At 62.2% G+C, this 24,211-nt stretch carries 23 protein-coding genes; 13 read left to right on the forward strand and 10 right to left on the reverse strand.

Annotated features, from left to right (window positions below; all coding sequences use genetic code 11):
• Positions 1-13 precede the first annotated feature (13 nt).
• The 3 genes from ACJO3T_RS00545 (at position 14) to ACJO3T_RS00555 (ending at position 3,020) form a co-directional block, all read left to right on the forward strand.
• On the forward strand, positions 14-412 hold the full coding sequence (locus tag ACJO3T_RS00545) for a DUF4168 domain-containing protein (protein ID WP_406964070.1): 399 nt from the start codon (positions 14-16) through the stop codon (positions 410-412).
• A 170-nt stretch (positions 413-582) separates the two neighbouring features.
• Positions 583-1,641, forward strand: coding sequence for a TRAP transporter substrate-binding protein DctP (dctP, locus tag ACJO3T_RS00550; protein WP_406964069.1), 1,059 nt, complete (start codon positions 583-585; stop codon positions 1,639-1,641).
• Positions 1,642-1,709: 68 nt separating this feature from the next.
• Positions 1,710-3,020, forward strand: a complete 1,311-nt coding sequence (locus ACJO3T_RS00555) for an MFS transporter (RefSeq protein WP_406977511.1) — start codon at positions 1,710-1,712, stop codon at positions 3,018-3,020.
• A 68-nt stretch (positions 3,021-3,088) separates the two neighbouring features.
• Here the strand turns inward: ACJO3T_RS00555 and ACJO3T_RS00560 are convergent, their stop codons facing one another.
• The 4 genes from ACJO3T_RS00560 to ACJO3T_RS00575 all read right to left on the reverse strand — a co-directional run bounded on the left by ACJO3T_RS00560 (position 3,089) and on the right by ACJO3T_RS00575 (position 6,065).
• Positions 3,089-3,451: a DUF4870 family protein gene (locus ACJO3T_RS00560; protein ID WP_406977512.1), complete on the reverse strand. Its 363-nt coding sequence runs from the start codon at positions 3,449-3,451 to the stop codon at positions 3,089-3,091.
• Between the two features lie 118 nt (positions 3,452-3,569).
• A complete protein-coding gene (locus ACJO3T_RS00565; protein ID WP_406977513.1) occupies positions 3,570-5,216 on the reverse strand; it encodes a methyl-accepting chemotaxis protein in 1,647 nt (548 codons plus the stop codon).
• A 179-nt stretch (positions 5,217-5,395) separates the two neighbouring features.
• Positions 5,396-5,689: a hypothetical protein gene (locus tag ACJO3T_RS00570; protein WP_406964065.1), complete on the reverse strand. Its 294-nt coding sequence runs from the start codon at positions 5,687-5,689 to the stop codon at positions 5,396-5,398.
• Positions 5,690-5,822: 133 nt separating this feature from the next.
• Positions 5,823-6,065, reverse strand: coding sequence for a hypothetical protein (locus tag ACJO3T_RS00575; RefSeq protein ID WP_406964064.1), 243 nt, complete (start codon positions 6,063-6,065; stop codon positions 5,823-5,825).
• Between the two features lie 238 nt (positions 6,066-6,303).
• Between ACJO3T_RS00575 and ACJO3T_RS00580 the strand changes: the two genes are divergently transcribed.
• Positions 6,304-7,101 (forward strand): undecaprenyl-diphosphate phosphatase, encoded by a 798-nt coding sequence (locus ACJO3T_RS00580; RefSeq protein WP_406977514.1) that lies wholly within the window; start codon positions 6,304-6,306, stop codon positions 7,099-7,101.
• A 10-nt stretch (positions 7,102-7,111) separates the two neighbouring features.
• On the opposite strand, the gene ACJO3T_RS00585 is transcribed toward ACJO3T_RS00580, so the two are convergent.
• The gene (locus ACJO3T_RS00585; RefSeq protein ID WP_406964062.1) at positions 7,112-8,218 is read right to left on the reverse strand and encodes an acyl-CoA dehydrogenase C-terminal domain-containing protein; all 1,107 of its coding nucleotides are present in this window, start codon (positions 8,216-8,218) and stop codon (positions 7,112-7,114) included.
• Positions 8,219-8,430: 212 nt separating this feature from the next.
• Between ACJO3T_RS00585 and ACJO3T_RS00590 the strand changes: the two genes are divergently transcribed.
• The gene (locus ACJO3T_RS00590) at positions 8,431-11,313 is read left to right on the forward strand and encodes an HD domain-containing phosphohydrolase (protein ID WP_406977515.1); all 2,883 of its coding nucleotides are present in this window, start codon (positions 8,431-8,433) and stop codon (positions 11,311-11,313) included.
• A 13-nt stretch (positions 11,314-11,326) separates the two neighbouring features.
• On the opposite strand, the gene cfa is transcribed toward ACJO3T_RS00590, so the two are convergent.
• Both cfa and ACJO3T_RS00600 read right to left on the reverse strand, forming a co-directional pair.
• The gene (cfa, locus tag ACJO3T_RS00595) at positions 11,327-12,481 is read right to left on the reverse strand and encodes a cyclopropane fatty acyl phospholipid synthase (protein ID WP_406977516.1); all 1,155 of its coding nucleotides are present in this window, start codon (positions 12,479-12,481) and stop codon (positions 11,327-11,329) included.
• 188 nt (positions 12,482-12,669) lie between these two features.
• The gene (locus ACJO3T_RS00600) at positions 12,670-13,056 is read right to left on the reverse strand and encodes a hypothetical protein (protein ID WP_406977517.1); all 387 of its coding nucleotides are present in this window, start codon (positions 13,054-13,056) and stop codon (positions 12,670-12,672) included.
• 418 nt (positions 13,057-13,474) lie between these two features.
• Here ACJO3T_RS00600 and ACJO3T_RS00605 point away from each other — a divergent pair, with 418 nt between their 5' ends.
• A complete protein-coding gene (locus ACJO3T_RS00605; protein WP_406977518.1) occupies positions 13,475-14,416 on the forward strand; it encodes a hypothetical protein in 942 nt (313 codons plus the stop codon).
• On the forward strand, positions 14,416-16,194 hold the full coding sequence (locus ACJO3T_RS00610) for a GMC family oxidoreductase N-terminal domain-containing protein (protein ID WP_406977519.1): 1,779 nt from the start codon (positions 14,416-14,418) through the stop codon (positions 16,192-16,194). The genes ACJO3T_RS00605 and ACJO3T_RS00610 overlap by 1 nt, the downstream gene beginning before the upstream one ends.
• A 178-nt stretch (positions 16,195-16,372) precedes the next feature.
• Here ACJO3T_RS00610 and ACJO3T_RS00615 read toward each other — a convergent pair whose 3' ends face one another.
• A complete protein-coding gene (locus ACJO3T_RS00615; protein ID WP_406977609.1) occupies positions 16,373-17,260 on the reverse strand; it encodes an NAD-dependent protein deacetylase in 888 nt (295 codons plus the stop codon).
• 8 nt (positions 17,261-17,268) lie between these two features.
• Positions 17,269-18,174, reverse strand: coding sequence for a LysR family transcriptional regulator (locus tag ACJO3T_RS00620; RefSeq protein WP_406964056.1), 906 nt, complete (start codon positions 18,172-18,174; stop codon positions 17,269-17,271).
• 197 nt (positions 18,175-18,371) lie between these two features.
• Between ACJO3T_RS00620 and ACJO3T_RS00625 the strand changes: the two genes are divergently transcribed.
• Positions 18,372-18,554 (forward strand): hypothetical protein, encoded by a 183-nt coding sequence (locus tag ACJO3T_RS00625; RefSeq protein ID WP_406964055.1) that lies wholly within the window; start codon positions 18,372-18,374, stop codon positions 18,552-18,554.
• Positions 18,555-18,691: 137 nt separating this feature from the next.
• Positions 18,692-18,970, forward strand: a complete 279-nt coding sequence (locus ACJO3T_RS00630) for a peptidylprolyl isomerase (RefSeq protein ID WP_406964054.1) — start codon at positions 18,692-18,694, stop codon at positions 18,968-18,970.
• A 24-nt stretch (positions 18,971-18,994) separates the two neighbouring features.
• On the opposite strand, the gene alkB is transcribed toward ACJO3T_RS00630, so the two are convergent.
• Entirely contained in the window at positions 18,995-19,660 is a 666-nt protein-coding gene (gene alkB, locus ACJO3T_RS00635; RefSeq protein ID WP_406964053.1) for a DNA oxidative demethylase AlkB, read from the reverse strand.
• A gap of 221 nt (positions 19,661-19,881) precedes the next feature.
• On the opposite strand from alkB, the gene ACJO3T_RS00640 reads away from it, so the two are divergent.
• The 4 genes from ACJO3T_RS00640 to ACJO3T_RS00655 all read left to right on the forward strand — a co-directional run bounded on the left by ACJO3T_RS00640 (position 19,882) and on the right by ACJO3T_RS00655 (position 23,989).
• Complete coding sequence (locus tag ACJO3T_RS00640) at positions 19,882-20,052, forward strand: hypothetical protein (protein WP_328185820.1); 171 nt, start codon at positions 19,882-19,884, stop codon at positions 20,050-20,052.
• A gap of 85 nt (positions 20,053-20,137) precedes the next feature.
• Complete coding sequence (locus ACJO3T_RS00645) at positions 20,138-20,902, forward strand: DUF3750 domain-containing protein (RefSeq protein ID WP_406977520.1); 765 nt, start codon at positions 20,138-20,140, stop codon at positions 20,900-20,902.
• 383 nt (positions 20,903-21,285) lie between these two features.
• Positions 21,286-22,218, forward strand: a complete 933-nt coding sequence (locus tag ACJO3T_RS00650; RefSeq protein ID WP_406964051.1) for a hypothetical protein — start codon at positions 21,286-21,288, stop codon at positions 22,216-22,218.
• Positions 22,211-23,989, forward strand: a complete 1,779-nt coding sequence (locus ACJO3T_RS00655; RefSeq protein WP_406964050.1) for a GMC oxidoreductase — start codon at positions 22,211-22,213, stop codon at positions 23,987-23,989. Before ACJO3T_RS00650 ends, ACJO3T_RS00655 begins: the two co-directional genes overlap by 8 nt.
• Positions 23,990-24,211 lie beyond the last annotated feature (222 nt).

The following is a 24,211-nucleotide window of genomic DNA, read 5'->3' on the forward strand; positions in this document are numbered from 1 at the left end:
GAGGACTTCAACCATGAAACACCTTCTGACTTCCGCCGCCGTTGCCATCACACTGGTCGCCGGTGCACCGGCTGTGTTCGCGCAGTCCCAGGCCCAGGAGCCCACGCAGACCGACCAGGGCAGCTACAGCAATCCATCCGCCGCCGGTGAGGCAAAGACCGACTACAACGACGAGGAACTGCGCAAGTTTGTCGAGGCCCAGGACGGCATCAACGATATCCGCGACGAGTACATGGCCAAGATCGAGGAAGCCGGTTCCCAGGACGAAGCCCGTGAACTCCAGATGGAAGCCAACGACGAGATGGTGACTGTCATTGAGGACGCCGGACTGGACATCCCCACCTACAACGCCATTGCCACGGCTTACAACAGCGAGCCCAGCGTCCGGAACCGGGTCGATGCCCTGATGTAAACGTTGTCACGATAGCTCCTGCCTCAGCTTGCCCCGTCTCATGACGGGGCTTTTTTTTATCCGGTGGTCTCCCCGGGGCCGGGGCCGGTACCGCATTCGGGCCAACTCGTCTAGGATAGGGCTTTTGGGATAAGATCCGCCGCTATTTGTGCAAGGAGATATCACCACCCATGAAAGCCAGGCAAAACGGCGCCCTGGTACTGGCCATGGTCAGTTGCCTTTTTCTTTCCGCCTGCAGCGACAATGACGATACGGTAACCGGGCTGTTCCCGAACGAACCGGAGCCGGAGATCTGGCGGTTTGCCCTGGAGGAAATCGGTGGCAGCGTTCAGGATGCCTGGGCCCAGGAATTCCGCCGCCGCATCAGCGAGCTTTCCGAGGGCCAGGTGCAGGTGGAAATCTACCCCTACGGCTCCATCGGCACCTCACCTCAGCTCACCCGACTGGTGGAGGACGGCCGGGTACACTTGGCGTTCGCCTCCCCAGGGCATGTTGCCGATGACATTCCGGAAGCCGGCATTTTCCTGCTGCCGTTCCTGTTTCCCGAGTCCGACGAGGCCAATCGCCGGATACTGGCGGACAGCGAACTGCTGGCGCTGTTGCAATCGGGCTGGCAGGACGCCGGCCTGCAGTTGCTGGACCTGGTGCCCGAAGGCTGGATGATCTGGACCGCGGACAGACCCATCCATTCCCCGGAAGATTTCGCCGGCTTGCGTATGCGTACCATGACGGCCCCCCTGCAGGCGGAGGTATTCCGGGCCTGGGGCGCCGAACCGGTCCCCATGCCCTACTCGAAGGTATACGACGCCCTGCAACTGGGTCAGGTGGATGGTCAGAGCAACCCGGCCTTCGCTATTGCCGAGATGAACTTCCATGAAGTCCAGTCCGTCATGACGATGCCGCAGGCCACACGCTTCGTGGCCAGTGTGGTCAGCAACCGGGACTGGTACCGGAACCTCGACGACAACCAGCGTCAATGGCTGAACGCCGCCCGGGCGGGCATGCCGGAGTTTATCAACGAGGTACAGCGGAACTACAACCGTCGACGCCTGCAACAGATCCGGGAATCGGGGCGTATTACCATGGAACGCCTGACGGACGAACAGCGGGAGCGGTTCCGGGAGGCTAGCCTGCCGGCCCGGGACAACTTCCTCGAGCGGGCCGGGGAACGTGGGGAACGCATCCTGCAACGGGTGCAGTCCCTGTCCCTGGATACGGGAGCAGACTGACCCCAATCCCGGACCCCGTCTACCTGCTACCGTCAACCTTCCTCCCCAGCCAACCGGAGTACCGCCCCTTGCCTGAAAGCCGGAGCCTGAACGACACAGCCGAACACCTCTACAGCCTGATTGCCAATGAGGAAGATGCCCGGGTCTGCACCGATCTGCCGGATGAAGCCTGCCAGGAGGTGCCCCGCAATTTCTTCCTGATCCTGGCCAGTAACGTGCTCACCAAACTTGGCGACCTGCTGATCAGTCCCAAGACGGTACTGGCCTGGCTGCTGAATGCGGTAGGGGCGCCCGCCCTGGTGGCCTGGCTGGTGCCGATCCGGGAATCCGGCTCCATGCTGCCGCAGATGGTGATCGGTGCCTGGGTGCGGCGAAAGCCGGTGCGCAAGTGGTTCTGGACCCTGGGTGCACTGGGCCAGGCGGTCAGTGTGACCGGCATGGCCGCCAGCGTGTGGTTCCTGGATGGCTATGCCGCCGGTGGCGGGGTGGTGGCCGCGCTGGTGGTCTTTTCCCTGGCCAGGGGGTTCTGCTCCGTGTCCATGAAGGACGTACAGGGCAAGTGCATCCCCAAGGGCCGCCGTGGCCGCCTGTCAGGCCTGGCCACGACCCTGGGCGGCAGCGCCACGGCCATCCTGACCGTGCTGCTCTTCTGGGACCGGGGCGAGCCCTCGATGTTGTTCTACACCCTGCTGCTGTTACTGGCCGCCGGTTTCTGGGTGGTGGCCGGAATGCTGTTCGCCAGTGTTGACGAGTATGAAGGGGAAACCAGCGGCGGCGGCAATGCGCTCAGGGACGCCTTCAACAACCTGGGACTGCTGCGAACGGATCCACCGTTCCGTCATTTCGTGATCACCCGCGCTCTGCTGCTGTGCTCTGCCCTGGCCTCTCCCTACTTCGTGCTGCTGGCCCAGAAACAGGAAGACTCCGCCTGGCTTCTGGGTGTGTTCCTGCTGGCCAGCAGCCTGGCGAGCTCCATCAGCGCCAGCGTCTGGGGCTGGATGGCGGACGCCAGCAGTCGGCGGGTGATGATCCGCGGCGCCATCATCGCCAGCGGCACCTGCCTGATGGTGGGGGCCGCCGGTCTGTTCCTCGGGGAGCAGGTTGGTGGCCGCTGGTTCTACCCACTGGCGTTCTTCATCCTCAGCATCGCCCACGCCGGGGTTCGCCTGGGGCGCAAGACCTACCTGGTGGATATGGCCGGCGGCAACAAGCGCACAGACTACACCTCGGTCAGCAACTCGGTGATCGGACTGCTCCTGCTGGTCACCGGGGGGCTGACCGCCCTGGTGGCCCTGATATCCGATACCGCCGTTATCCTGTTCCTCGGTTTCATGGGCCTGGCGGGCACCGTCAGCGCCCTGCGGCTGAAAGAGGTCTGACCACCACCGCGCCTTGCTTTCCAGATTCTCAGGGCGTCAGTAAGTCAGCGAATTAACCAAACCGTGCACTAGGGCGCGCGGCCATCGTTAAGGGCCAGGGCGCCCCGTACCACCCGGTAGATGTACCAGATGGCCAGCCCCAGCAGGATGAACCAGCCGATCAGCAGGAAGGTGGTCACCGTGCCAATGACGCCCCAGAGCAAGCCAATCCAGAAGGTGCGGATCTGCCAGCGGAAATGGGGCTCAAGCGGGCTGTTGCGGGCCTCGTCCTGCTTGAGGTAATTGATGATCACACCGGCGACGGCCATCAGGCCGCTGGTGGGAATGGCCAGGGCCTGCAACAGATAGACCGCCACCACCACCTTCCATAGCGGGTCTTCCGTGTACCGGTGGCTGGTGCGGCCTGTGGGAATCAGTTCCGGATCAGTCAAGGGGCGATTCCTGTGTCTGGTGTTGCGTTCGGTCAGCCCGGTAACCGGACGAATCGGGTATCGGCACCCAGTATAGGACGTACAGCAGGCCTTCGACCATCCGGCGGGCCGCTGCCGGCTAACCCGTGCCGACGGCCGGTCGGTAGCCCAGCCGCAGCCCGCCCCAGTGGCGACCGTTCACAAGGATGGGCACCGACAGGTCGTGCATGATCTCGCCGGTATCCCGACGGTAGGTCTGAAGCAACATGGTATTGGTATGACTGCCGCAGCGGGCACCGGTACGGTCGTTGAACAGCCGCTTGCTGCGACTGCGCACCAGATCCTGCTCGGGGTTACCGGTGGGCTCATGGGAAAAGGCCCGGTTATGGGTCGGCACATAACCATCCGGCGCCGTGGCAATGGCGAATACCAGGGCGTCGTGGGACTGGACCACCGGTTCCTGGATATCCGGCAGCACCCGGTCGGTGAATTCATCAAAGCCGCTGTGGTACTTGGTGGGCGAGGTGTCCGGTATCGGCGTCCGCTGCTGGTCGAATAATTGTGACTCGGTAAGCTCCCCGCGTGACAGGGCCTGTTCGAAGCGTTTGCCAATGGTATCGGCGGCCCGGGCGGCCTGTTCATAGAAGAACCGGTGGTAACTCTCGCGGCTACTGGCGGCGAACGCCGCATTGGCCTGCTCCGCGATATCCATCAGGCGTGCCGCCTGGGTCGCCAGCTCCCCGACGCCCCGGTCACTGTCCGCCATCTGGTCACGAAGGGTTTCCACCCCCTGAAGGACCTGCGCCAGGTTGCGTTCGTTTTCCAGGTCGCTGTCGGCGATGGCGGACACCTCGCCAGCCAACTGGTCAGCTTCGTTGCCAATATGTTCCAGGTTGCCGGACACGGATTCCACGGACTCCAGCCCCCGTTCCACGGAACGGGACAGGCTCTCCACTCCCTCCAGGATGCTGGCGGTGGCCTGGCGTATCCCTGCCAGTACCCCCGCCACTTCGGAGGTAGCGTCGGTAGTCCGGGAGGCCAGGCTGCGAACTTCGTCCGCCACCACCGCAAACCCGCGCCCCTGTTCGCCAGCCCGGGCCGCCTCGATCGCCGCGTTCAACGCCAACAGGTTGGTCTGTTCGGCAATGCCCTCGATTACCGAGGTCACACCCTGGATCCGGTCCGACTTGTCATTCAGGTCGCGGATCAGCGACAGGTTCTGTTCCGACTGCTGGTGCACCTCCCGGATATCGCCGATGGCCGCGCCCAGGGCCTGACGCCCCTCACCACTCAGGTGGCTGGCGCCCCGCGCCCGCTCGGACGCCTCACCGGCCTGCCGGGCGCTGTGCTGGACGGTTTCCGTCACCTGCCTGGCATAATCCGCCATCTGCCCGATTTCACTCACCTGCTGATCCAGGCGCTGCTTAAGCTGGTCCGCGGCCCAGGACACTTCAGCCGCGGAGACCGCATTCTGGTCCGCAGACGAAGACAGGGTTTCCACCAATGCCCGTCCGGCGGCGGCCTGTTCCAGCAGGGGTTCCAGTCGGGAATACCAGGGGTGACGCTGGTTCAGCTCGCCACGGGCAAGCCTGTCTGCGGTGGAGACCAGAGGCGCCATTGACAGCCGCCACCAGAGCACCGCGACCACCATGGCCGCCACCGTGGTGGACACTGCCACCAGCAGGGGGTGCGACCCACTGGCCATGTCGGCCAGGCCGGCAACACAACCAACAATCAGGACTGCAATCAGCCCGGCCAATACGGCAAACCGGCTTGATGTCCCCATTGAGACCTCTCGTTATGCTTGTTTTGTTCATATTGTAGTCAAACCAAGCATACGTGATCCGTCTGCCGGAGAAACTCCGACTTTAGTGAGATGAGGGCAAGGAGTGGGAAGTCGGATGACAGACCATAAAAAAGGCAGGCGCTGACGCCTGCCTTTGTACTCAGAAAACCAGGACCGGGTTACTGGGTCATGTCGTCCGCGGTCTCTTCCATTTCCTCACCGGCCTCTTCCATCTCATCGCCCATCTCTTCGGTCGCTTCGGAGGTGGATTCCGCGGCCTGCTCCATTGGATCTTCCTGGGTGCCGGTTGCATCCTCAAAGGTTTCCTCGGTGGCGTCGGCTGCATCTTCCGCCATTTCCTCAACATTCTCTGCAGCCTGCTCCATATCTGCGCCTTCTTCAGTGTCGTCGCTGCAGGCAGCGAGGCCCAGAACCAACATCAGTGTGAAGAAACTCAGCGTCAGTTTTTTCATCGGTCATCCCTTTTGGTTAGTGAGAACACGGCCAACCTCGTGTGAACCGAGACCAGGTTCACGCCGCCGTGTAGTCACCCCCGATACTAGGGCACGTCATGTAATGTTTGCATTGCCATGAGGTTACCGCATTTCAATAACCGTTCAGATTGTAACCGTCGATAATCAGGATGTGATCCACCGCCAGCAGTACACCCTTGTCCAGGGCGACAAAATCGCCCCCGGGGCGCGTAAACAGGTCCCGTATACGTGAATGTACGACCTGCACCTGGCCAGAGGCGTCACGGTAGACCAGTTCAACAATCTGCTGCCGAAGAATGTAATGGGTCAGTTTCGACCTGAGGGACGTTTCCAGTAAGGGCCTTGCGTTAGCCATATCCTTGCCTGTGATAAGCGGAACCCTGATGGGGCACTGGATGGTCCGCTGATTGATTAGTATCGGGCACCAGCAAAAGTCTGGATCACATTGCCGGCATTTTCCAGAAACCGTTGTTTGGCCCGGGCCTGTCAGGCCATTTCCCTGACCTGCCTGTTCCCTGCCCGGCGTTTTGTTTAGAATAGCCCCGTTTCAACAGGTTACCAAACCTTCCACTTTACCCGAGACAGGATGCCCCATGGACTGGCTTCAGGTTGTGATCCTTGCCCTGGTACAGGGAATTACCGAGTTCCTGCCGGTATCGTCCTCCGCCCACTTGATCCTGGTACCGGTGCTCACCAACTGGCAGGACCAGGGGCTGGCTTTTGATGTGGCGCTACACCTGGGCAGCCTGCTGGCGGTGGTGCTGTATTTCCGTCGGGACCTGACAGCCATGACCATCAGTTGGGGCCGCTCCCTGCGAACCCGCCGCCCCGATGCCGACGCCAGGCTGGCCTGGGCGGTACTGCTGGGAACCATCCCGGTGGGGCTGGCCGGACTGGCCTTCAAGGACACCATAGAGACCGTGCTCCGGTCGCCGCTATACCTGGCTGCCGGCCTGATCGTGTTCGGTGTGGTGCTGGCCTGGGCGGACTTGCGTCACCGGGGCAGCCGCACCGAACACCAGATGACCTGGAAAGATGTACTGGTGATCGGCTGCGCCCAGGCAGTGGCCCTGTTTCCGGGCACCTCCCGCTCAGGTATCACCATCACGGCCGCCCTGTTCATGGGCATGAACCGGGAGGCGGCGTCCCGCTTTTCGTTCCTGCTGTCCATCCCGGTCATCGTGCTGGCCTGCGGCCTGCTGATCAAGGACCTGATCGAGACCCCGGAACCCATCCAATGGGGGTTCATGGCGGTGGGCGTCCTGCTGTCCGGGGTTTCCGCCTACCTGTGCATCCACTATTTCCTGGCCTTTATCAAACACATCGGGATGATGCCTTTCGTGGCCTACCGCATCGTGCTGGGGATTATCCTGATCGGTATCTTTGCCTGATCCCTCGGAATCAGAACCAGCCGGCCCGCATATCCAGGCCAGTAGTGTCCTGGTTCTGTAGCAGGACCAGGTCCTGGGCGACTTCCGGCAGGGTCCAGTGGAAGAAGTACCGGGCCGCCTGCAACTTGCCCCGGTAGAACCCCTCATCGCCGGCTTCCGCACTGGCCAGCCCCCTGGCCGCCGCGTTGGCCTGGCGCAACCACATCCAGCCGGCGAGTATTTCGCCGAACAGATGGAGGTAACGGGCGGCATTGGCCAGTACCCGGTCCCGGGAGCCGGCCTGCAACCCCTGCCCCAGGCCCTGGGTCACTTTCACCGCCCGTTGCAGGGTTTCACTCAGGGACAGGGCCCATTGCTGGGTATCCTGGGTGGTGGCTGCCTCCAGATCCTTCTGTAATGCCTGCAGGAAAAGCTGCAGTCCGTGACTCTGGTGTTGCCATACGCGCTGCCCCAGGAAATCCCTGGCGTAATCACTGACCTCAGCGGGATCCGGCGCCGGGGCGGCGCTGTTCCCCAGACTCACCGACGTTTGCCACGCGGCATAATGGGGCCACCAGGCAATCAGTGGCTGGAGGAAGGCCAGCAGGCGCTCGCATGCCTCATGGCGCTCCGGATCCGGATGGCTCTGGGTATCCTCCACCAGCGATGCGCCATACAGGCACATGGACAGGGCCGCCTCACAGCGGCTCTTCGCGGCCAGCAGACGCCCCCTCAGGTCTGCCGCGTCGGCGCTATCCAGGGCATCGGCGGACAGTGGCTCCAGGGCTTCACGGTAACCCTGCCAGGCCGCCAGGGAGGCGGCCATGGGGCTGGCCACCAGTTCCTCGGAGCGGGTGCGGAACAGTCGTGATGGCTGACCGGCGGCCTCGTAGAGACCATTGCCAAGCGTCAGGATCACTTCCGGCACGACTCCCACGGCCCCTTCCGCGAGGGCTTGTGCATGGTCATCGCCGGCGCCGCTGCGCCCTGCGGACAGCCGGCTGAAGGTTTCCACCACGGTTCTGAGGGACATATCCGAGTGCCCCTGGTAGCGGTCGCGGGAGACCAGCGTGCCGGTATCGAGGATATCGAAAAGCTGAAACAGGAATTCCCGGGACTCCACCTGACTGGCAACCATGATCTTTCACTCTCATATAACAGGACACTGGGAAGCAACCGTACGCGCCAGACACGCCTGCCGGGGCACACAGCGCAGAGGCAACAGCCTCGCACAGGGCGGGGAACAGTTCCATAGCGCAACGCAAATCCCTGATATCCGGACTATCCTGAAGACGGGATCCACCCATCACTCGCCGACCAGACCATTCCCAACGAAAGGACCGTTGCCGTATGGGGCACCCTCGTAAACAGTTCTCCCTGGGTTTCCTGACCGCCGCCGTTATTTCCCTGTCTCTGGTGTTACTGGCCAGCATCCTCATTGCAACAGGGTACCGGAGCATGTCCGGGGCCCTGGTCACTGCGGCAACGGACTACACACATCAGCTCAGCACCACTCTGAACGCCCGCGTGAAAGCCATACTGGGCAAGCCGGAGACCGACCTGCAGTGGCTGCGATACCACCCGGTCACCGGGGCGGATTCACTCGATGAGCGCCTGCGTCACCTCCCCGTGTTACTGGACTGGCTCCAGGACAGCGAACTGGTCAGTGCGGTTTACCTGGGCTATGCCGACGGGGATTTCCTGCTGCTCCGGGACCTGGCCGGGGCACCGGAGCAGGATCCACTGGCCGGTCCGCCGGGAAGCCGCTATCTGCTGCAATCCGTGGAACGCGGGAAAGATGGCGACTCAGTCACCGGCCGATGGCGGTTCTACGACGATAACCTGGCGCTTCTGTCCGAACGCGCGATGCCGGACTATCGCTTTGATCCCCGTAACCGCCCCTGGTTCTCGCGGGCCCGTGACACCACGGACACCGTGGTTACCGCCCCCTACGTGTTCTTCACCACCCGTGAGATCGGCGTCACCATGGCACGCCGCAGTCCGGGCACCGGCACCATCCTGGGGCTGGATGCCACACTGACCGACCTGGGGGGACAACTGCATGGCCTGCGCCTGACGCCGGGCACGGAACTGGCCATCGTGAATAAACAGCAGCAACTACTGGCCCACCCGGACCGGGACAGAATGCGCCTGACCGGGGATGGAGCCACCCTGCAACTGCGCACACTGATGCCGGGGAGGCCCGGTAACCGGCCCGCTGAGGATGCCCTGGCCACTGCCGCCGGGTTGCCCCAGGGGGGAGAGGTGAAATCACTGGAGTACGACGGCGACCGATGGTTCGGGGTGAACCTTCCGTTAACGGGACTACCCACGGAAGCGCTCAACCTGGTGGTCGCCATACCAGAGGACGAACTGCTGGCGGACGCCCGCACCACCCTGGTTAACCAGACACTGGTTTCCATCGGCATACTGGCCCTGTTCGTGGTTGTCGGGTGGCTGCTGGGGCACCGCATTGCCACCCCTTTCCACCGGCTTACGGACCATATCCGGTCCCTTGCCCGTTTCGACTTCCAACGCCAGCCGCCCTCTGACAGCCGGGTGCGGGAGGCCGCCCAGTTGGGGCGCACCCTCTCCGGCATGAGCAACGCCATTCGCGGCTTCGAGACCCTGTCCCTGACCCTGAACCGGGAGCGTCAACTCGACCGGATGCTGTCCGGCGTGCTGGACCAGTTGCTCCGGATTCTGGGCGAGCGCTCGGGGGGCATCTACCTGTTCGAGCCCGACGACAACCAGCTGACACTGGCTCGTTCGGCCAATTCTCCGGGCCTGCCGGCCTTCTTCGCCAACATCCGGAATCGCCAGAGCGATGCGGAAATCATTGCCACCCTGCGTACCACCCTGCCCGGCAATACCGTGGTCTCCGTTCTCCGGGACCGGAACCAGCACCTCACCGGTGTGCTGGTGATCGAGCTGGAGGACGGTGCCGACCGCCCCGCCGATGAGCTGGTGGATTTCATCACGCGGATATCCGGTGCCGCCGCCGTTGCCATCGAGACCCGGCAACTGATCGAAAGCCAGCAGGCCCTGCTCGACGGCATTATCCGGCTGGTGGCGGATGCCATTGACGCCAAGTCTCCCTACACCAGCGGTCACTGCGAACGGGTCCCGATACTGGCCCGGATGATCCTGGATAAGGCCATGGCCAGTCGCGAGGGGCCGTTCAGGCGCTTTACCCTGAGTGAACCGGAATTACAGGAGTTCCACATCGCCGCCTGGCTCCATGACTGCGGCAAGATCACCACACCGGAGTATGTGGTGGACAAGGCCACCAAGCTGGAAACCCTCTACAACCGCATCCACGAGATCCGTACACGCTTCGAGGTGCTGCACCGGGACGCCGAGCTGGATTACCTGGAGGCCTTGCTACGGGGCGACGACAAGACACAGGCCCGCCAACAACGGGACCGGCGCCAACAGCAGTTGCAGCAGGATTTCGCGCTGGTCGCGCGCTGTAACCAGGGCGGTGAGTTCCTGGCCCCGGAAACACTGGCGGAACTGGACAGGATCAGCCGGGAAACCTGGCAAAGGCACTTCAGTGACCGCCTGGGGCTGTCCCACGACGAGGCGTTGCGCCTCCGGGCGGTACCGGAGCCCTCCCTGCCGGTGACCGAGCCACTGCTGTCGGACCGCCCGGAACACCGGATTCCCTGGGGAGAGCGCAAACCACCGGTGCAGCGGGATGATCCGGACAACCGCTGGGGCTTCGACATGACCCTGCCGACCCATTCCTTCAACCTGGGGGAGCTCCACAACCTGTCGGTGGCCAGGGGCACACTGACCGATGAGGAGCGGTTCCATATCAACAACCATATCGTGCAGACCATCCGGCTATTGTCGAGCCTGCCCCTGCCGGCAGGGCTCAAGCAGGTGCCCCGGCTCGCCGGCACCCACCATGAGCGGATGGATGGGGAAGGGTATCCGTTCCGGCTGCACGGCGAGGACATGAGCGTTCCGGAAAAAATCATGGCCATTGCCGACGTGTTCGAGGCCCTGACCGCTGCCGACCGCCCCTACAAGGATGGCAAGCCACTGAGCATGACCCTGGCCATCATGGCGGATATGGTGGCCGGTGGTCACCTGGATGGCGATACCTTTGGCTTCTTCGTACGCTCCGGTGTCTGGCAGGACTACGCCAGACACCACCTGGACAGTAGCCAGGTGGATCCAATCGACGAGGATGCCCTGCTGGCCCGGGCTGGGCTGTATGCCTGACTCCCGGAAAACGTCAGGTTACACGGGGATAGACATCCTGAGTGCCCCCTTTGGACAACACCCACTGCCAGAGCTGGAGGTCCCGGGCACGGAAGGCTCCCGCGCAGGACAACAGATAGAACCGCCACATACGGAAGAAGCGTTCCCCGAGCTCCTCGGCGAACCGGGGCCAGGCCTCCTCAAAGTTACGGTACCAGGCCATCAGAGTCCTGTCGTAATCCGGACCGAAGTTGTGCAAATCCTCCACTACGAACAGGTCGTCCACCGCATCACCAATCTGGCCCACGGAGGGTAGTTCACCGTTGGGGAAGATGTACTTGTCAATCCAGGGGTCACTGCCATGGGAGCGATGGTTCGAGCCGATGGTATGCAACAGGAACAGCCCCCCATCCCTCAGGCAGCGCTGAGCCACTTCCATATAGGTGCGGTAGTTTTTGTCACCCACATGCTCGAACATGCCTATGCTGACAATACGGTCGAAGGTTTCGTCCACCTCCCGGTAATCCTGCAGCCGGAATTCCAGCGGCAGGTCCGGGTATTTGCGACGGGCATACTCCGCCTGCTGCCGGGAAATAGTAATCCCCACGCATTCCACCCCGTAATGCTCGGCGGCGTAGGCCATGAAACTGCCCCAGCCACAACCAATATCCAGCACCCGCATGCCGGGCCCCAGCTGCAGCTTGCGACAGATCAGGTCGAGCTTGGCTTCCTGGGCCTCGTCCAGGTTGCTGGCATTCTTCCAGTAACCGCAGGTATAGGTCATGCGGGCATCCAGCATGGCGCCATAGAATTCATTGCCCAGATCATAGTGTCTTTCGCCTACCTCCCGAGCCCGGGACACGGTCTGCCGGTTGAGCAGGCGGGCTTTCAGGTAGTGCAACAGCACCCGGGTCGGGCGCACCTGCCGGGCCAGCCGGGCGCGCAGTACCCGGTGAATGAATTCATCCAGTGACTGAACTTCCCAGTCGCCATCCATATAGCTCTCGCCCAGCCCCAGACTGCCGCCGGTAAAGATCCGCTCCGCTACCCCGGGCGTATTGAGCTGCATATCCCAGGGGCGGTCGCCACCCAGGGTAATGTCGGCTTTCTCCAGCAGTTCACGAAGATAATCCTGGAGGGACGATCGCCCCGAGAGTGATGCCTTTCCAGACTGTTTTGACAGCTCCATGTAAACTCCCCCTACCAAGACGCTTGGGCAGAAAACCGTAAGATCTCTCCATTTAAAAATAGACCCGGTTTGCCCATTTTTTAAATTGGCGTGCTCAATAGGCTGGAAAGCCGGTTCCTATGACGCCGGCAATGACAGGGTAAGAGCCAGGCGTCCGACCTCCCTGTCCGCCGGAAACCCCTTGTTGTCTATCGGTTCCAGATCAGGACACCCTGCCGGTCATCGCCGATACCGATAACGATGCTGCGATCCTGGTGGTAGTGCCGGCGGTCCCGGTGGTCGTGCCTGCTTCTGTCTCTATGGCCGCCATGATAGCGGTGATCTCGTCTGTCGTGACCACGCCAGTGGTGCCCGTGGCGACCCGGGTGATGGTCGCGGTAACGACCATGGCCGCGATGGTGGTGGTGCTTGTGGCGGTCCCTGACCCTCATCCTCAGATGTCCTTCGTGTCTGTCATGCTCCCTGTTCCAGCCCGATCCCCGATCACGGTCCCAATCGCGATCCCGGTCCGCCATGGCAGACGGGGCGGAAGCCAGCATGGCCATACCCAGTAGGGCAATCAGCAGTTTTTTCATAGGGTTCTCCCTTGCGAAACCTTGCGCGGATACACCGCACACGCCGTTGAGGCTGTGGTTCCACCCTACCGCGTGATATGTAAAGCCATGTTTGGAACCGGGTAAAGATCCTGTAAAGCCCAGGACCGAAACGACAGGCCCGCATCATGTTGTGAGCCACACCATGGCATAACCCTCCATTTTTCAACATAAAACGCAAACCAGGTCTCATTACGAAAGGTTTCATGTAACACATGTCATATTTTTCGAGACATTTACTGGTTTTGTCTTAATTAACCATTAGCCTTGCTATACAGGTTCCGGTTAAAAACCGGCAATCCAATATGGGAGGAACGGGAGTTTCTCCAATAAAAACAGGGCCCGGTGGCCGGCACAGCCACCTCCAGTGGGCCCGAGAAGTGATGAGAGGGAGGTGCCTGTGTCTGAAGACAAACCGACCAATGTCCCCATCAGCTCGGGGAGGCGTCAGTTGCTGATCGGCTCTGGCCTGCTCGGCGCAGCAGCGGCGGTCAATCCCGGAGTGGCCTTTGCCCACTGGGGCAGGGGCGGCTGGGGATGGTGGAACCCGGATGAGAACGTCGAGCCTGTCGACTGGACCGTCGACCAGTTGCGCACGGCACTCACTGCACTCAGGGATGACACATTCTTTGCCATGATCGCTTTCGGTGTTCCCGGCAACGATCCCTATTCCGAATACCAGGGTGTCAGCACACCCTACCCCGGCGGCATCACCACCCGGGCCGACCTGTACCTGTCCGGCGGTACCGATCTGCTGGTCCCCATGCCCCCGGAATTCATGGACCAGATGCTGGCTTCCATTGCCACCTATCTGAAACTGTCCCCCATGGACATTCCCGAAATGGCCGCTGAAGACGTGGGCGAGAACGGCGAATACATCCTGGAGAACCTGGACAGCACCTTCACCGAGTTGCTGGAAGGTGAAGTCTCCAATTCGGTACTGGTGGCACTACTACTCAACCTGGCCGCCACCCGCGTCTCCGGCTCCATTGACGGCCCCTTCCCGTCACCCTTTGCCAACCTGACCTGGGAGCAGAAAGCCAAGGTATTCGAGGAACTGGAGAACGAACACTCCTGGCTCAAGCGGGCCATTACCTGGGCCATCCCCAACCGGGATTACCGGGAAGCCGCCCCGGGCGTACTCAACCTGATGATTGCGTTCATGATGCGCATCTCCGGTTTTGGCAGCTACTGCGAGTTCGCCGTGTTCAACCCCGCCACCCGTGAAGTGGCCCAGCGCCCGCTGGGTTGGGTTCTGAGCCAGTATGCGCCCGATGCGCCGCCCAGCGGTATCGGTAGTGACGACTTTATCGGTTATTTCCAGGGTCGGAGGAGTGTTTGATGCGTGATGTCATTGTTGTTGGCGCTGGCGGCGGTGGTCCTGTCGTAGCCAAAGAGCTGGCCGAACGTGGCCTGGATGTACTGGTTCTCGAGGCAGGCGCACGCCATGCCAACCCGGAGCAGGAATGGTCCGCCCTTGAGAACCACATGAACAGTTCCCTGACCGGCAAGCTGCGCTTTGGTCCGTCGGACCCGGCCAAGCCGGCCTGGTTCCGTGAAAACGCAACACCCGGTACTTTTTCACAGGTAGCCGGGGTCGGCGGTACCACACTCCACTACTACGGCAACAGCCCCCGGGCCATGCCTGGTGTCTTTGCCGGATACCGGGGGCGTGACAGTCGCCTGTACGACCACCGGCACCGCTTCCCGTTCAGCTACGACGAGATGCGTCGCTACTATGAATGGACCGAGGCGACCCTGCCGGTTCAGACAGCAGCCATGGGCACCAAGGAAAAGGCGTTCTTCGACGCTGCCGCAGCCTCGGGCCTGCAGCCCATTACCGGCAAGGACATTACCCACGCCGGTTTCCGCCCCCAGGAGAATGCCATCCTGCAACCCGGCGGTACCGCGGGCAAGACCAGCGATGCGTCACAGCTGAACTATCCCAACGCCACCGGCTGTACCCTGTGCGGTCACTGTTTCCAGGGTTGCATGCTGCCCAAGGGCGCACCCCGAAACCTGAAGGCCCGTCGCTCCACGGACAACAGCTACACGCCCATGGCGCTGACGGCTGACCTGTGGAAGCCCGGCGGCAAGGCCATCACCCTGATCAGTGATGCCTACGTAACCCGCATCCTGTCTGATCGTCGCTGGGGTCGTCGCATGCAGAAGGCCACCGGGGTCGAGTGGCGTGACGTCAACACCGGCGAGGTTCATAGCGAAGACGCCAAGGTCGTGGTCATGGCCGGCGGCTGTATCGAGAACCCGCGCCTGTGGATGAACAGCGATCTTCCCGATCCCAACGGCTGGGTTGGCCGTGGTCTGACCGATCACGCCCTGGACTGGGTGACCGGCATCTTCGATCACGATGTGGGTGGGGCCAGGGGTACCTCCTGTTCCTCCCGTGCCGACTTCCCGGGTTACGGCGCGATCCAGAATACGGCGAATACGCCTGGCGTCGCTGCCAACAACCTGGCGGCCAGCGACAGTGGCATCCGTGGTGCCTATACCAACGGCGCCGGTGGCCAGGGCGCCTGGGACGGCCAGCCGGGGCGCGTCTTCGGCACCGAACTCAAGGAGATGATGTCCGACATCAATCGCCAGATGAGCATCCTGGTGCTGACCGATGACGACGTAGAGCACCAGAACAAGGTAGACGTGTCCCGCGTGTTCGAGGACGACCATGGTCCGGTGGCCCGGGTCAGCATCGACAAGCGACGCCGCTCACGCCGTACCAAACGCAACCGTGACTTCCTGGCCAACAAGTGCGCGGAAATCCTTCGTGCCGCTGGCGCGAAGAAGATCGTACGTACCGACTGGACGCCGGTGCTGCTGCACCTGCAATCCTCCATGCGCATGGGCGATAACCACCGCAACTCCGTGCTGGACGAGAACTGTGAAGCACGGGCCGTGGAAGGGTTGTTCATTGCCGACAACTCGGCGCTGCCGAACTCCCTGGGCGGGCCCAACCCGACCCTGAGCACCCAGGCGCTGGCCACCCGTACTGCCGAGAAGATCTTCCAGCAGTACTTTGGCGGCGATACCTGGGTCGGCAACGAAAGCCCGATCTGCTCCATTGATGACGTGGTCACACAGGCCGTTATCAACCGGGGTATCTAAAAGCCACTTTGCCGGTTGGCATCACAGGCTGACCGGCCCATAACACCAGCGCCGCCAGGGAACGGCGGCACCAGCCGGAAGGACTCCGGGAACGTTTGGGGGTAACACTCTGCTTGCAGAGTGTCGTTTGGCCCGGCAGTTTCTGCCGGGCCTTTTTTATGCCTGACCGGCCGCGCCCCTATGCAGAGAGGGATCGGAGACACTGGGACAGGGTCTCGGTGATCCTGGCGTTGATGCGCAGATCCAGCATTCCGTCGGCCCGGGTGCGCCCCAGGTTGAGGGCGGCCATGGGCTTGCCCCACTCCCTGGCGTAGCGACAGAAACGCAGCCCCGAATACACCATCAGTGACGACCCCACCACCAGCAGGCCGTCCGCCTCCCGCAGATAATCCAGGCCCTGGCTGACCCGTTCCTTCGGCACGAAATCACCGAAGAACACCACGTCGGGCTTGAGTATCCCACCACAGTGCGGGCAGTCGGCCACCCGGAACCCGCTGAAATCCACTTCCAGGTCGGCGTCGCCATCGGGGGCGGCACCCGCACTCAGATCCAGGAAACCCGGATTCAGTTCGGCACAGCGGATATGCACCTGATCCCGCTCACACCGGTACCCGCATGCCATGCAGACCACCTGGTCGGCCCGACCGTGCAGATCGATCACCGTGCGGCTACCGGCCTTCTGGTGCAACCGGTCCACGTTCTGTGTCACCAGCAGGTCGGTATATCCCCGGGCTTCCAGGGCCGCCAGATGGTGATGCGCCTGGTTGGGCGTGGCATTACGGATAACCGGCCAGCCCAGCAGGCTCCGCCCCCAGTACCGCTGGCGCAGTGATACATCCGACATAAAGGCCTGGTGCTGTACCGGCTGGCGACGCTTCCAGGCCCCGGCGGCATCCCGGTAGTCGGGAATACCGGAGTCAGTGCTCACGCCCGCCCCGGTCAACACCAACAGGCGGGGATGCCGATGGATAAACTCCGCCAGCCTGGATGCCGCCTCCGGGGGCGCCATTTCCTCGGGTTCCGGTCCGGAGCGGGGCATGGGCACTGAACGTGTGGTGGGGCGCATGGATGCCATCAATTGCCTCCGGTAGTTGCCTGACCCTCCAGCCACGGCTGCCGGGTCATCAGTCGTTCCGTCAGGAAATCCTGGGCCACCCGGACCCGGGCCATCCGGCGCTGATCCTGATGGGCCAGCAGCCAGAGATCAATGCTTTCCCCCTCAAGCGGTCCGGACAGCCGTTCCAGGTCGTCGGCGCGGTCCCCCAGATAACAGGGTAATACACCCAGACCACTGCCCGAACGAATCAGGCTGAACATGCCGTACAGACTATTGCACCTCAGTGTGGCCCCGGCGCGACGCAGGTTCTTCCGGTACCACTTGCCCGTGGCCAGGTGCACAAAACTCTCATCCGGTACTACCCATACGTGGTCACCGGGCAGCTCGGATTCATTAAACGGATGTTGGCCGAGGTAGGTACGGCTGCCGTAGATGGCCGACTCGATACAGCCAATCCGGGACCCCACCATTGTCTGCTGGGGCTGGTTGGTGGGTCGCAGTACCAGATCCGCGTCCCGCTGGGTCAGCCCGGCCACGTCGGTGCTGGAAATAGCTTCCACCTCAATGCCCGGATGGGCTGCCACCAGCTCCGCCAGCAGGGGTGCCAGCAACCCGTTGAGCAGACTGTCGGTGGTGGCCAGGCGGACCCGGCCCTCTGGCTGGGCTTCCTGCCCCACCAGACGACGCTCCAGGTTTTCCATGTCCACCGACAGCCGGTCCGCCTCCTGGAAGGCCAGCTCGCCGGCGGGCGTCAGGGCCAGGCCGTCGCGGTTCCGGTCGAAGAGCTGGACGCCCAGTTCCTCTTCCATCTGGTCCAGCCGCCGGAGCACCGTGGTCTGGTGGACACCCAGAAGCTCCCCGGCCCTGGCGAGGGTGCCCCCATTGGCGAGGGCGTGTACGTATCTCAGGTAATCCCAATCCATTCAACTTTCCAATCGATTAATAACTGCAAATCTGCAACGGAACTATGGAGTTTAACGTATTTAAACTGCAAAAAAGACCGGTCAGAATATAACCATCCTGACGGGCAGGACGTTTGAAGGCTTGCTTCCTCGCAGCCTGACCTCCCGTCGGGAGGGACCTGATCATGCAATTAACCCAACCTGAGGAGGTAAGACGTATGCAAGATCGTGTAATGGTAACCCCCGTCCCCTCCACCGTGCTGCACAACGCCGTTGAGCTTCGCCGGGCCTATACCCGCGCAGCCGCACGGAAAGCTGTGAAGACGGTGGCTCGCTGGATTCACACCGCCCAACACCGGATCGCGGTCTACTTCCGGCCCAACCGTCCGGCGGCCGGATAAGCGACGCAACAGCGACCAACAGCAAGATACCGGGTAGATCCGGGGCATAGCCAGGAACCGGCGGGCGCAAAAAGACTTGCCACGGACAGATACGGCAGGCAGCATTCCGGTTCCACACACAGAACAGGACACTGACCATGACACAGGCTACCGCCCGCCACATTCTTGTTGAAACCGAAGCCAAGTGCGACGAACTCAAGCAGGCCATCGAGAACGGACAGGATTTCGCCGAGGTTGCCCGCGAACACTCCCGCTGCCCCTCCGGTCGCAACGGTGGTGATCTCGGCTCCTTCGGGCCGGGCCAGATGGTACCGGAATTCGACAAGGCCGTGTTCAACGGCGAGCTGAACACGGTGATCGGACCGATCCGCACCCAGTTCGGCTACCACCTGCTGGAAGTCACCAGCCGCTCCTGACAGCGCCCGGCAACCCGACATCCGTCACCGGGACTCCCGGGCCCGGCGAAACGTCAGGTTGTAGCGCACATGGCCGGTGGCCTCACACCGGTCATCCGGGACCGGCGCGATACCATGGTATCGAAGCCGGTCTTCCCCTCCCCATACCAGTACATCCCCATGTTCCAGCCTCAGCCGTGCCGGTGATCCGCCCCGTTTCAGGCCACCCCAGAGGAATACTGCCGGCAGCCCCAGGGAAACCGACACCACTGGCCAGCGGAAATCCTCCTCGTCCCGGTCCTGGTGGAGACCCATGCGGGCACCGGGCTCATAGCGGTTGATCAGGCAGACATCCGGCTCGAATCCCGGGAAGCCAGCCTGCGCGGATACCTCCCGGGCCAGGCTGGCCATGACAGGCGGCATGGACGGCCAGGCCCTGCCGGTTTCCGGGTCCATGTCAGCATAGCGATAGCCCTTGCGATCGGTCACCCAGCAGCGCTCACCGCAACCGGTCATGGCCGCCGACATCCGGCGCCCCCCCGGTGTCATCATCCGACGGAACGGTGACACCGACGATACCGCCCAGATGGCTTCCAGCAACTGCTCCGCCACCGGCAACGCATACTGGCGGAACAGGAAGGCGCCAGGGGCCAGTTTTTCCGGTTCGCCGGGGACATTGAGCACGTCCTGACCTGTAAACAAATCCGGCACCTATCGCCTCCCTTTTTACAACCCGCGTTGACGCTGAGCGTCACTATACAACGCTTCCCGGCGCTTTTCCGACCGGGTAGCGGTATCCGGCGCTACCTCTGTCACGGCAGGAACGCTCCAACACTCATCCTGGCGCCCTTGGCCTGGATTATGCTGCATTCCCCGTAGACGCCAGTTTACCGGCAGTTCGTAAAATAAGCTGACATCACTGGGGATTCGTCATGACCGTTGTCACTTCCAGCCAGCAGGCGGACCTTCTCCACCGGCTGTACGCAAACAAGCAGAAGCAACTTAACGCCGCGAGCAAACAGGGTAATTCGCTCCTCTACCGGGTCCTGGAAGCCGAGGCCCGCGCCATCAGCGACGCCCTGAATTCCGCAGACCGACGTTGAACGACGCCCGACCAGGGCCCGCCCTGTCGACGCGATCAGGAGTATGCTACAAAGGACTGTTGTTCACAGACCTGTCCTGATGCCCATGTCCAGACCCGTTAAATGGGGCCTCCGGGTCCTTGTTTTTCTCGCCATCCTGCTATCCGGCCCCGTATTTATGGTCGCCTGCTCCAATATGGATACCAGTGCCAACTGGCGGGACGCTGATCGTTCCAGTGCCGGGTTGGCTCCCCTGGTCACCGAATCCCCCCAGGCCCTGGTACAGGTCTACGGTGCAAGGGCGTTCAGTTGGCGCGGTTACTTTGCCATCCACACCTGGATCGCCACCAAGCCGGAAGGCGCCGACAGCTACACCGTCCATGAGGTGACCGGCTGGGGAAGCAACAAGGTCCGGTCCTACCGGTCCCTGCCAGACCGAGCCTGGTACGGAGCTCCGCCGGCGCTGCTGGCCAGCATATCCGGAGAAACCGCTGCACGCCTGATCCCGGATATCGAACAGGCCGTTGCCGACTACCCCTACCCCCACACCTACGAGGCCTGGCCCGGCCCCAACAGCAATACCTTCGTGGCCTGGATTATCCGCCAGGTGCCCGGCCTGGAGGTCAACCTGCCCAATACCGCCATCGGTAAGGATTACCTGGGCAACGGCTATGTTGCCGAGACGCCGTCAGGAGCCGGCTACCAGCTGTCCGCCGGCGGTTACATCGGCATCCTGGCCGGTGTCCGGGAGGGCCTGGAACTGAATGTTCTCGGGCTTTCCCTGGGTGTTGATCCCCGTCACCTGGCCATCAAGCTCCCCGGCGTGGGCTCCCTGGGCCTGTTGGATCCCTGGCCGCAAACCCTTCCCTGAATTACCCGAGATTCACTTAATCCCGCAAATAGGCAGGTCGCTCACGATTCGCCTGACAGTTCGGTGAGACACTTAACACAATAGTCTCAAAGCAAAGGCATAATGAACCTGACATCCCAGTGTCCCCTGACATCGGTCAGTTGCTTATAACACGGTACGCATCTGCCTATTTTCAGGGGGTATTTATTTTAAGGACCCGTTAAATAGCCCCCTGATAGCGGCATGTCACTGTCGTCGCCAGGGCCAACAAGAACAGGGCCACCTCCGGTCGTTCACACTGCACCTTGCCCGCTGTATCGCAATCCGATTGCAGGAGACAGGAAAGGCTCCGTACGAAGGTGGTGTCCAAGCCACCCAACTCGAAGCATGCCAAGGAGGCATTTGTGAAACGAGAGAGAGAAGCACCTCAACCCCTGCTCAATGAGGGCCGCCGCAGGTTATTGGTGGGTTCCGGCATACTGGGCGCCGCTGCGGCGGTAGCGCCAGGATTGCTGGTTCCCGGCAAGGCCTACGCTGATCTCAGCGGTGACGTCCAGTGGACCGCGGAGCAACTCCAGGCCGCGCTGGAGGCCCTGCGCAACGATACCTTCTTCGGGCTGATCGCCTTTGCCGTGCCCGGAGATGACCCCTACTCCCAGAACCAGGGCGTCAGTTCACCGGTTCCCGGTGGCATCGGTACCCGGGCAGACCTTTACCTGGCGGGCGGCATCGACCGTCTCGTGCCCCTGCCGCCGCAGTTCATGAACCAGTTGCTGGACGGTATCGGCGCGTACCTGAATGCCGCCCCGCTGTCCATTCCCGACGAGGCGGCTGCCTCCCTGGGAGAGAATGGCGAGTGGATCCTGGAAAACCTGGACGCCACCCTGAGCCAGTACCTTGAAGGGGACGTAGCCAATTCCATCATGCTGACCCTGCTACTGAACCTGGTGGCCAACCAGGTCATTGACGAGCCCGGCACCGGACCATTCGTCGCACCCTTCTCCAACCTGACCTGGGAACAGAAAGGCCGGGTCATGGCGGCCCTGGATGGCAGTGACTCCTGGCTCAAGAATGCCCTGCAATGGACCATTCCCGATGCCACCTTCCGCGAGGCGGCGCCGGGAGTCCTTCAGACATTCATTTCAGCCGTGATCCGCGTTGCCAGCTTTGCCAGTTACAACGAATTCGCGGTGTTCGATCCGGAGAACCTCACCGTGACACAGCGCCCCCTGGGTTGGGTTATCAGTGGCTACGAGCCGGATGCGCCCCCTCTACCGGACGGTGGCGACGATGTTATTGGTTATTACCAGGGACGGAGGAGTGTAGACAATGCGTGATGTCATCGTGATCGGCGCCGGGGGCGGTGGCCCTGTCGTCGCCAAGGAACTGGCCGAACGTGGCCTGGATGTCATGGTACTTGAGGGTGGCGCCCGCCACGCCAATCCGGAACAGGAATGGTCCTACCTCGAAAACCACATGAACAGCACCCTGACCGGCAAGTTCCGGGTAGGCCCCTCCGATCCCTCCAAACCCGCCTGGTTCAGGGAACTCACCAATCCCTCCACCATTTCCCAGGTAGCCGGGGTCGGTGGCACCACCCTGCACTACTACGGCAACAGCCCCCGGGCCATGCCAGGCATCTTCGCCGGTTATAACGGAGCCGACCGGAACCTTTACGACAACGACTACCGCTTCCCCTTCACCTATGAGGAAATGCGGCCGTACTATGAGTGGACTGAAGCCACCCTTCCGGTGCAGACCGCTGCCATGGGCAAAAAGGAAAAGGCCTTCTTTGACAGTGCCGAGGCGGCGGGTCTGTCTCCGATTACCAGCAAGGATGTCACCCGGGCGGGCTTCCGGCCACAGGAGAACGCGATCCTGCAACCGGGGGGTAATGCCGGCAAGACCCGGGACAGCTCACAACTGCGATACCCGGATGCCACCGGCTGCACACACTGTGGCCACTGCTTCCAGGGCTGCCAGTTGCCCAAGGGTGCACCACGTAACCTGAAGGCTCGCCGGTCCACGGACAACAGCTACATTCCCATGGCGTTGACCGCCGACCTGTACAAGCCCGGCGGCAAGGCCATCACCCTGATCACCGACGCCTATGTCACCCGTGTTATCAGTGATCGCCCCTGGTACAGCCGGACTAGGGTCGCCAGAGGCGTGGAATGGCGGGACACCAATACCGGCGAGACCCACAGCGAGGAAGCCCGGGTTGTGATCATGGCCGGCGGCTGCATCGAAAACCCGCGGCTGTGGCACAACAGCGATCTGCCGGACTTCAATGGCTGGGTCGGCCGTGGACTGACCGACCACGCCCTGGACTGGGTAGTCGGCCAGTTCCCCCACGATGTCGGCGGCACCGGGGGGCCCTCATCGTCCTCTCGGGCCGATTTCCCTGGCTATGGGTCCCTGGAGAACGCCTCCAGTATGCCTGCCATTCACGCCAACAACCTTACCGACAGCAACACGGGCATCCGTTCGCTTTACGATAACGGCCTGTCCAACACCGGCGCCTGGGATGGCAAGTCCGGTCGGGTGTACGGCAACGAACTCAAGGACATGATGTCCGATGCCAATCGCCTGATGCCGATTCTGATTCTCACGGACGATGATGTTGAATATCAGAACCGTGTCGATGTCTCCCAGGCCTTCACCGACGAGCATGGTCCCGTTGCCCGCATACGCATGGAGAAGCGCAACCGCTCCCGTCGCACCGTGCGTAACCGGGACTACCTGTGCAACCGCGCAGCGGAAATACTGCGCGCCGGTGGGGCTTCGAAGATCGTGCGCCTGGACTGGAACCCGGTGCTGCTGCACATGCAGTCGTCCATGCGGATGGGTGACAGCTCACGGAACTCGGTACTGGATGAGAACTGCGAGGCCCGTGCGGTGGAAGGTCTCTATATCGCGGATCATTCGGCATTGCCCAACGCCATCGGTGGGCCCAACCCCACCCTGACGTCCCAGGCACTGGCGACCCGAACCGCCGAAAAGATCTTCCAGAAGTACTTTGGCGGTGATCCCTGGGTGGGGCAGGAGAACCCGATCTGCTCCATAGACGATGTGGTGACCCAGGCCGTCATTGATCGGGGAATCTGACGTTCCCCAGCAGTAACAGCCCGGCATTGCCGGGCTGCCCCCTTCCTCCTCATTGCCGGCCCCGGACTGCGGGCCGGCCTTTTCCTCCTTCCGGCCTCGCGCGGCGCATCAGGGAAAACCTTTCCGGCAGGTTCTTAAATCATATTTTTCAATGAGTTAACGAGTTACAGGCCAATTACCAAAGCGTACTTCGACTTTAACTTGGAACCTACCCAATTTGAT

The organism is Marinobacter shunpengi (assembly GCF_045449715.1).
In the GTDB taxonomy this organism is placed as follows: Bacteria; Pseudomonadota; Gammaproteobacteria; order Pseudomonadales; family Oleiphilaceae; genus Marinobacter.

Bases quoted from the DNA above. Each gene is read 5' to 3' on its own strand.
- ACJO3T_RS00545 (WP_406964070.1), top strand. From the start codon at position 14: ATGAAACACCTTCTGACTTCCGCCGCCGTTGCCATCACACTGGTCGCC.
- ACJO3T_RS00630 (WP_406964054.1), top strand. From the start codon at position 18,692: ATGACACAGGCTACCGCCCGCCACATTCTTGTTGAAACCGAAGCCAAG.
- ACJO3T_RS00655 (WP_406964050.1), top strand. From the start codon at position 22,211: ATGCGTGATGTCATCGTGATCGGCGCCGGGGGCGGTGGCCCTGTCGTC.
- ACJO3T_RS00590 (WP_406977515.1), top strand. From the start codon at position 8,431: ATGGGGCACCCTCGTAAACAGTTCTCCCTGGGTTTCCTGACCGCCGCC.
- ACJO3T_RS00575 (WP_406964064.1), bottom strand. From the start codon at position 6,065: ATGGCTAACGCAAGGCCCTTACTGGAAACGTCCCTCAGGTCGAAACTG.
- ACJO3T_RS00610 (WP_406977519.1), top strand. From the start codon at position 14,416: ATGCGTGATGTCATTGTTGTTGGCGCTGGCGGCGGTGGTCCTGTCGTA.
- ACJO3T_RS00625 (WP_406964055.1), top strand. From the start codon at position 18,372: ATGCAAGATCGTGTAATGGTAACCCCCGTCCCCTCCACCGTGCTGCAC.
- dctP (WP_406964069.1), top strand. From the start codon at position 583: ATGAAAGCCAGGCAAAACGGCGCCCTGGTACTGGCCATGGTCAGTTGC.
- ACJO3T_RS00570 (WP_406964065.1), bottom strand. From the start codon at position 5,689: ATGAAAAAACTGACGCTGAGTTTCTTCACACTGATGTTGGTTCTGGGC.
- ACJO3T_RS00580 (WP_406977514.1), top strand. From the start codon at position 6,304: ATGGACTGGCTTCAGGTTGTGATCCTTGCCCTGGTACAGGGAATTACC.
- ACJO3T_RS00645 (WP_406977520.1), top strand. From the start codon at position 20,138: ATGTCCAGACCCGTTAAATGGGGCCTCCGGGTCCTTGTTTTTCTCGCC.
- ACJO3T_RS00620 (WP_406964056.1), bottom strand. From the start codon at position 18,174: ATGGATTGGGATTACCTGAGATACGTACACGCCCTCGCCAATGGGGGC.
- cfa (WP_406977516.1), bottom strand. From the start codon at position 12,481: ATGGAGCTGTCAAAACAGTCTGGAAAGGCATCACTCTCGGGGCGATCG.
- ACJO3T_RS00615 (WP_406977609.1), bottom strand. From the start codon at position 17,260: ATGCGCCCCACCACACGTTCAGTGCCCATGCCCCGCTCCGGACCGGAA.
- ACJO3T_RS00585 (WP_406964062.1), bottom strand. From the start codon at position 8,218: ATGGTTGCCAGTCAGGTGGAGTCCCGGGAATTCCTGTTTCAGCTTTTC.
- ACJO3T_RS00640 (WP_328185820.1), top strand. From the start codon at position 19,882: ATGACCGTTGTCACTTCCAGCCAGCAGGCGGACCTTCTCCACCGGCTG.
- ACJO3T_RS00600 (WP_406977517.1), bottom strand. From the start codon at position 13,056: ATGAAAAAACTGCTGATTGCCCTACTGGGTATGGCCATGCTGGCTTCC.
- ACJO3T_RS00565 (WP_406977513.1), bottom strand. From the start codon at position 5,216: ATGGGGACATCAAGCCGGTTTGCCGTATTGGCCGGGCTGATTGCAGTC.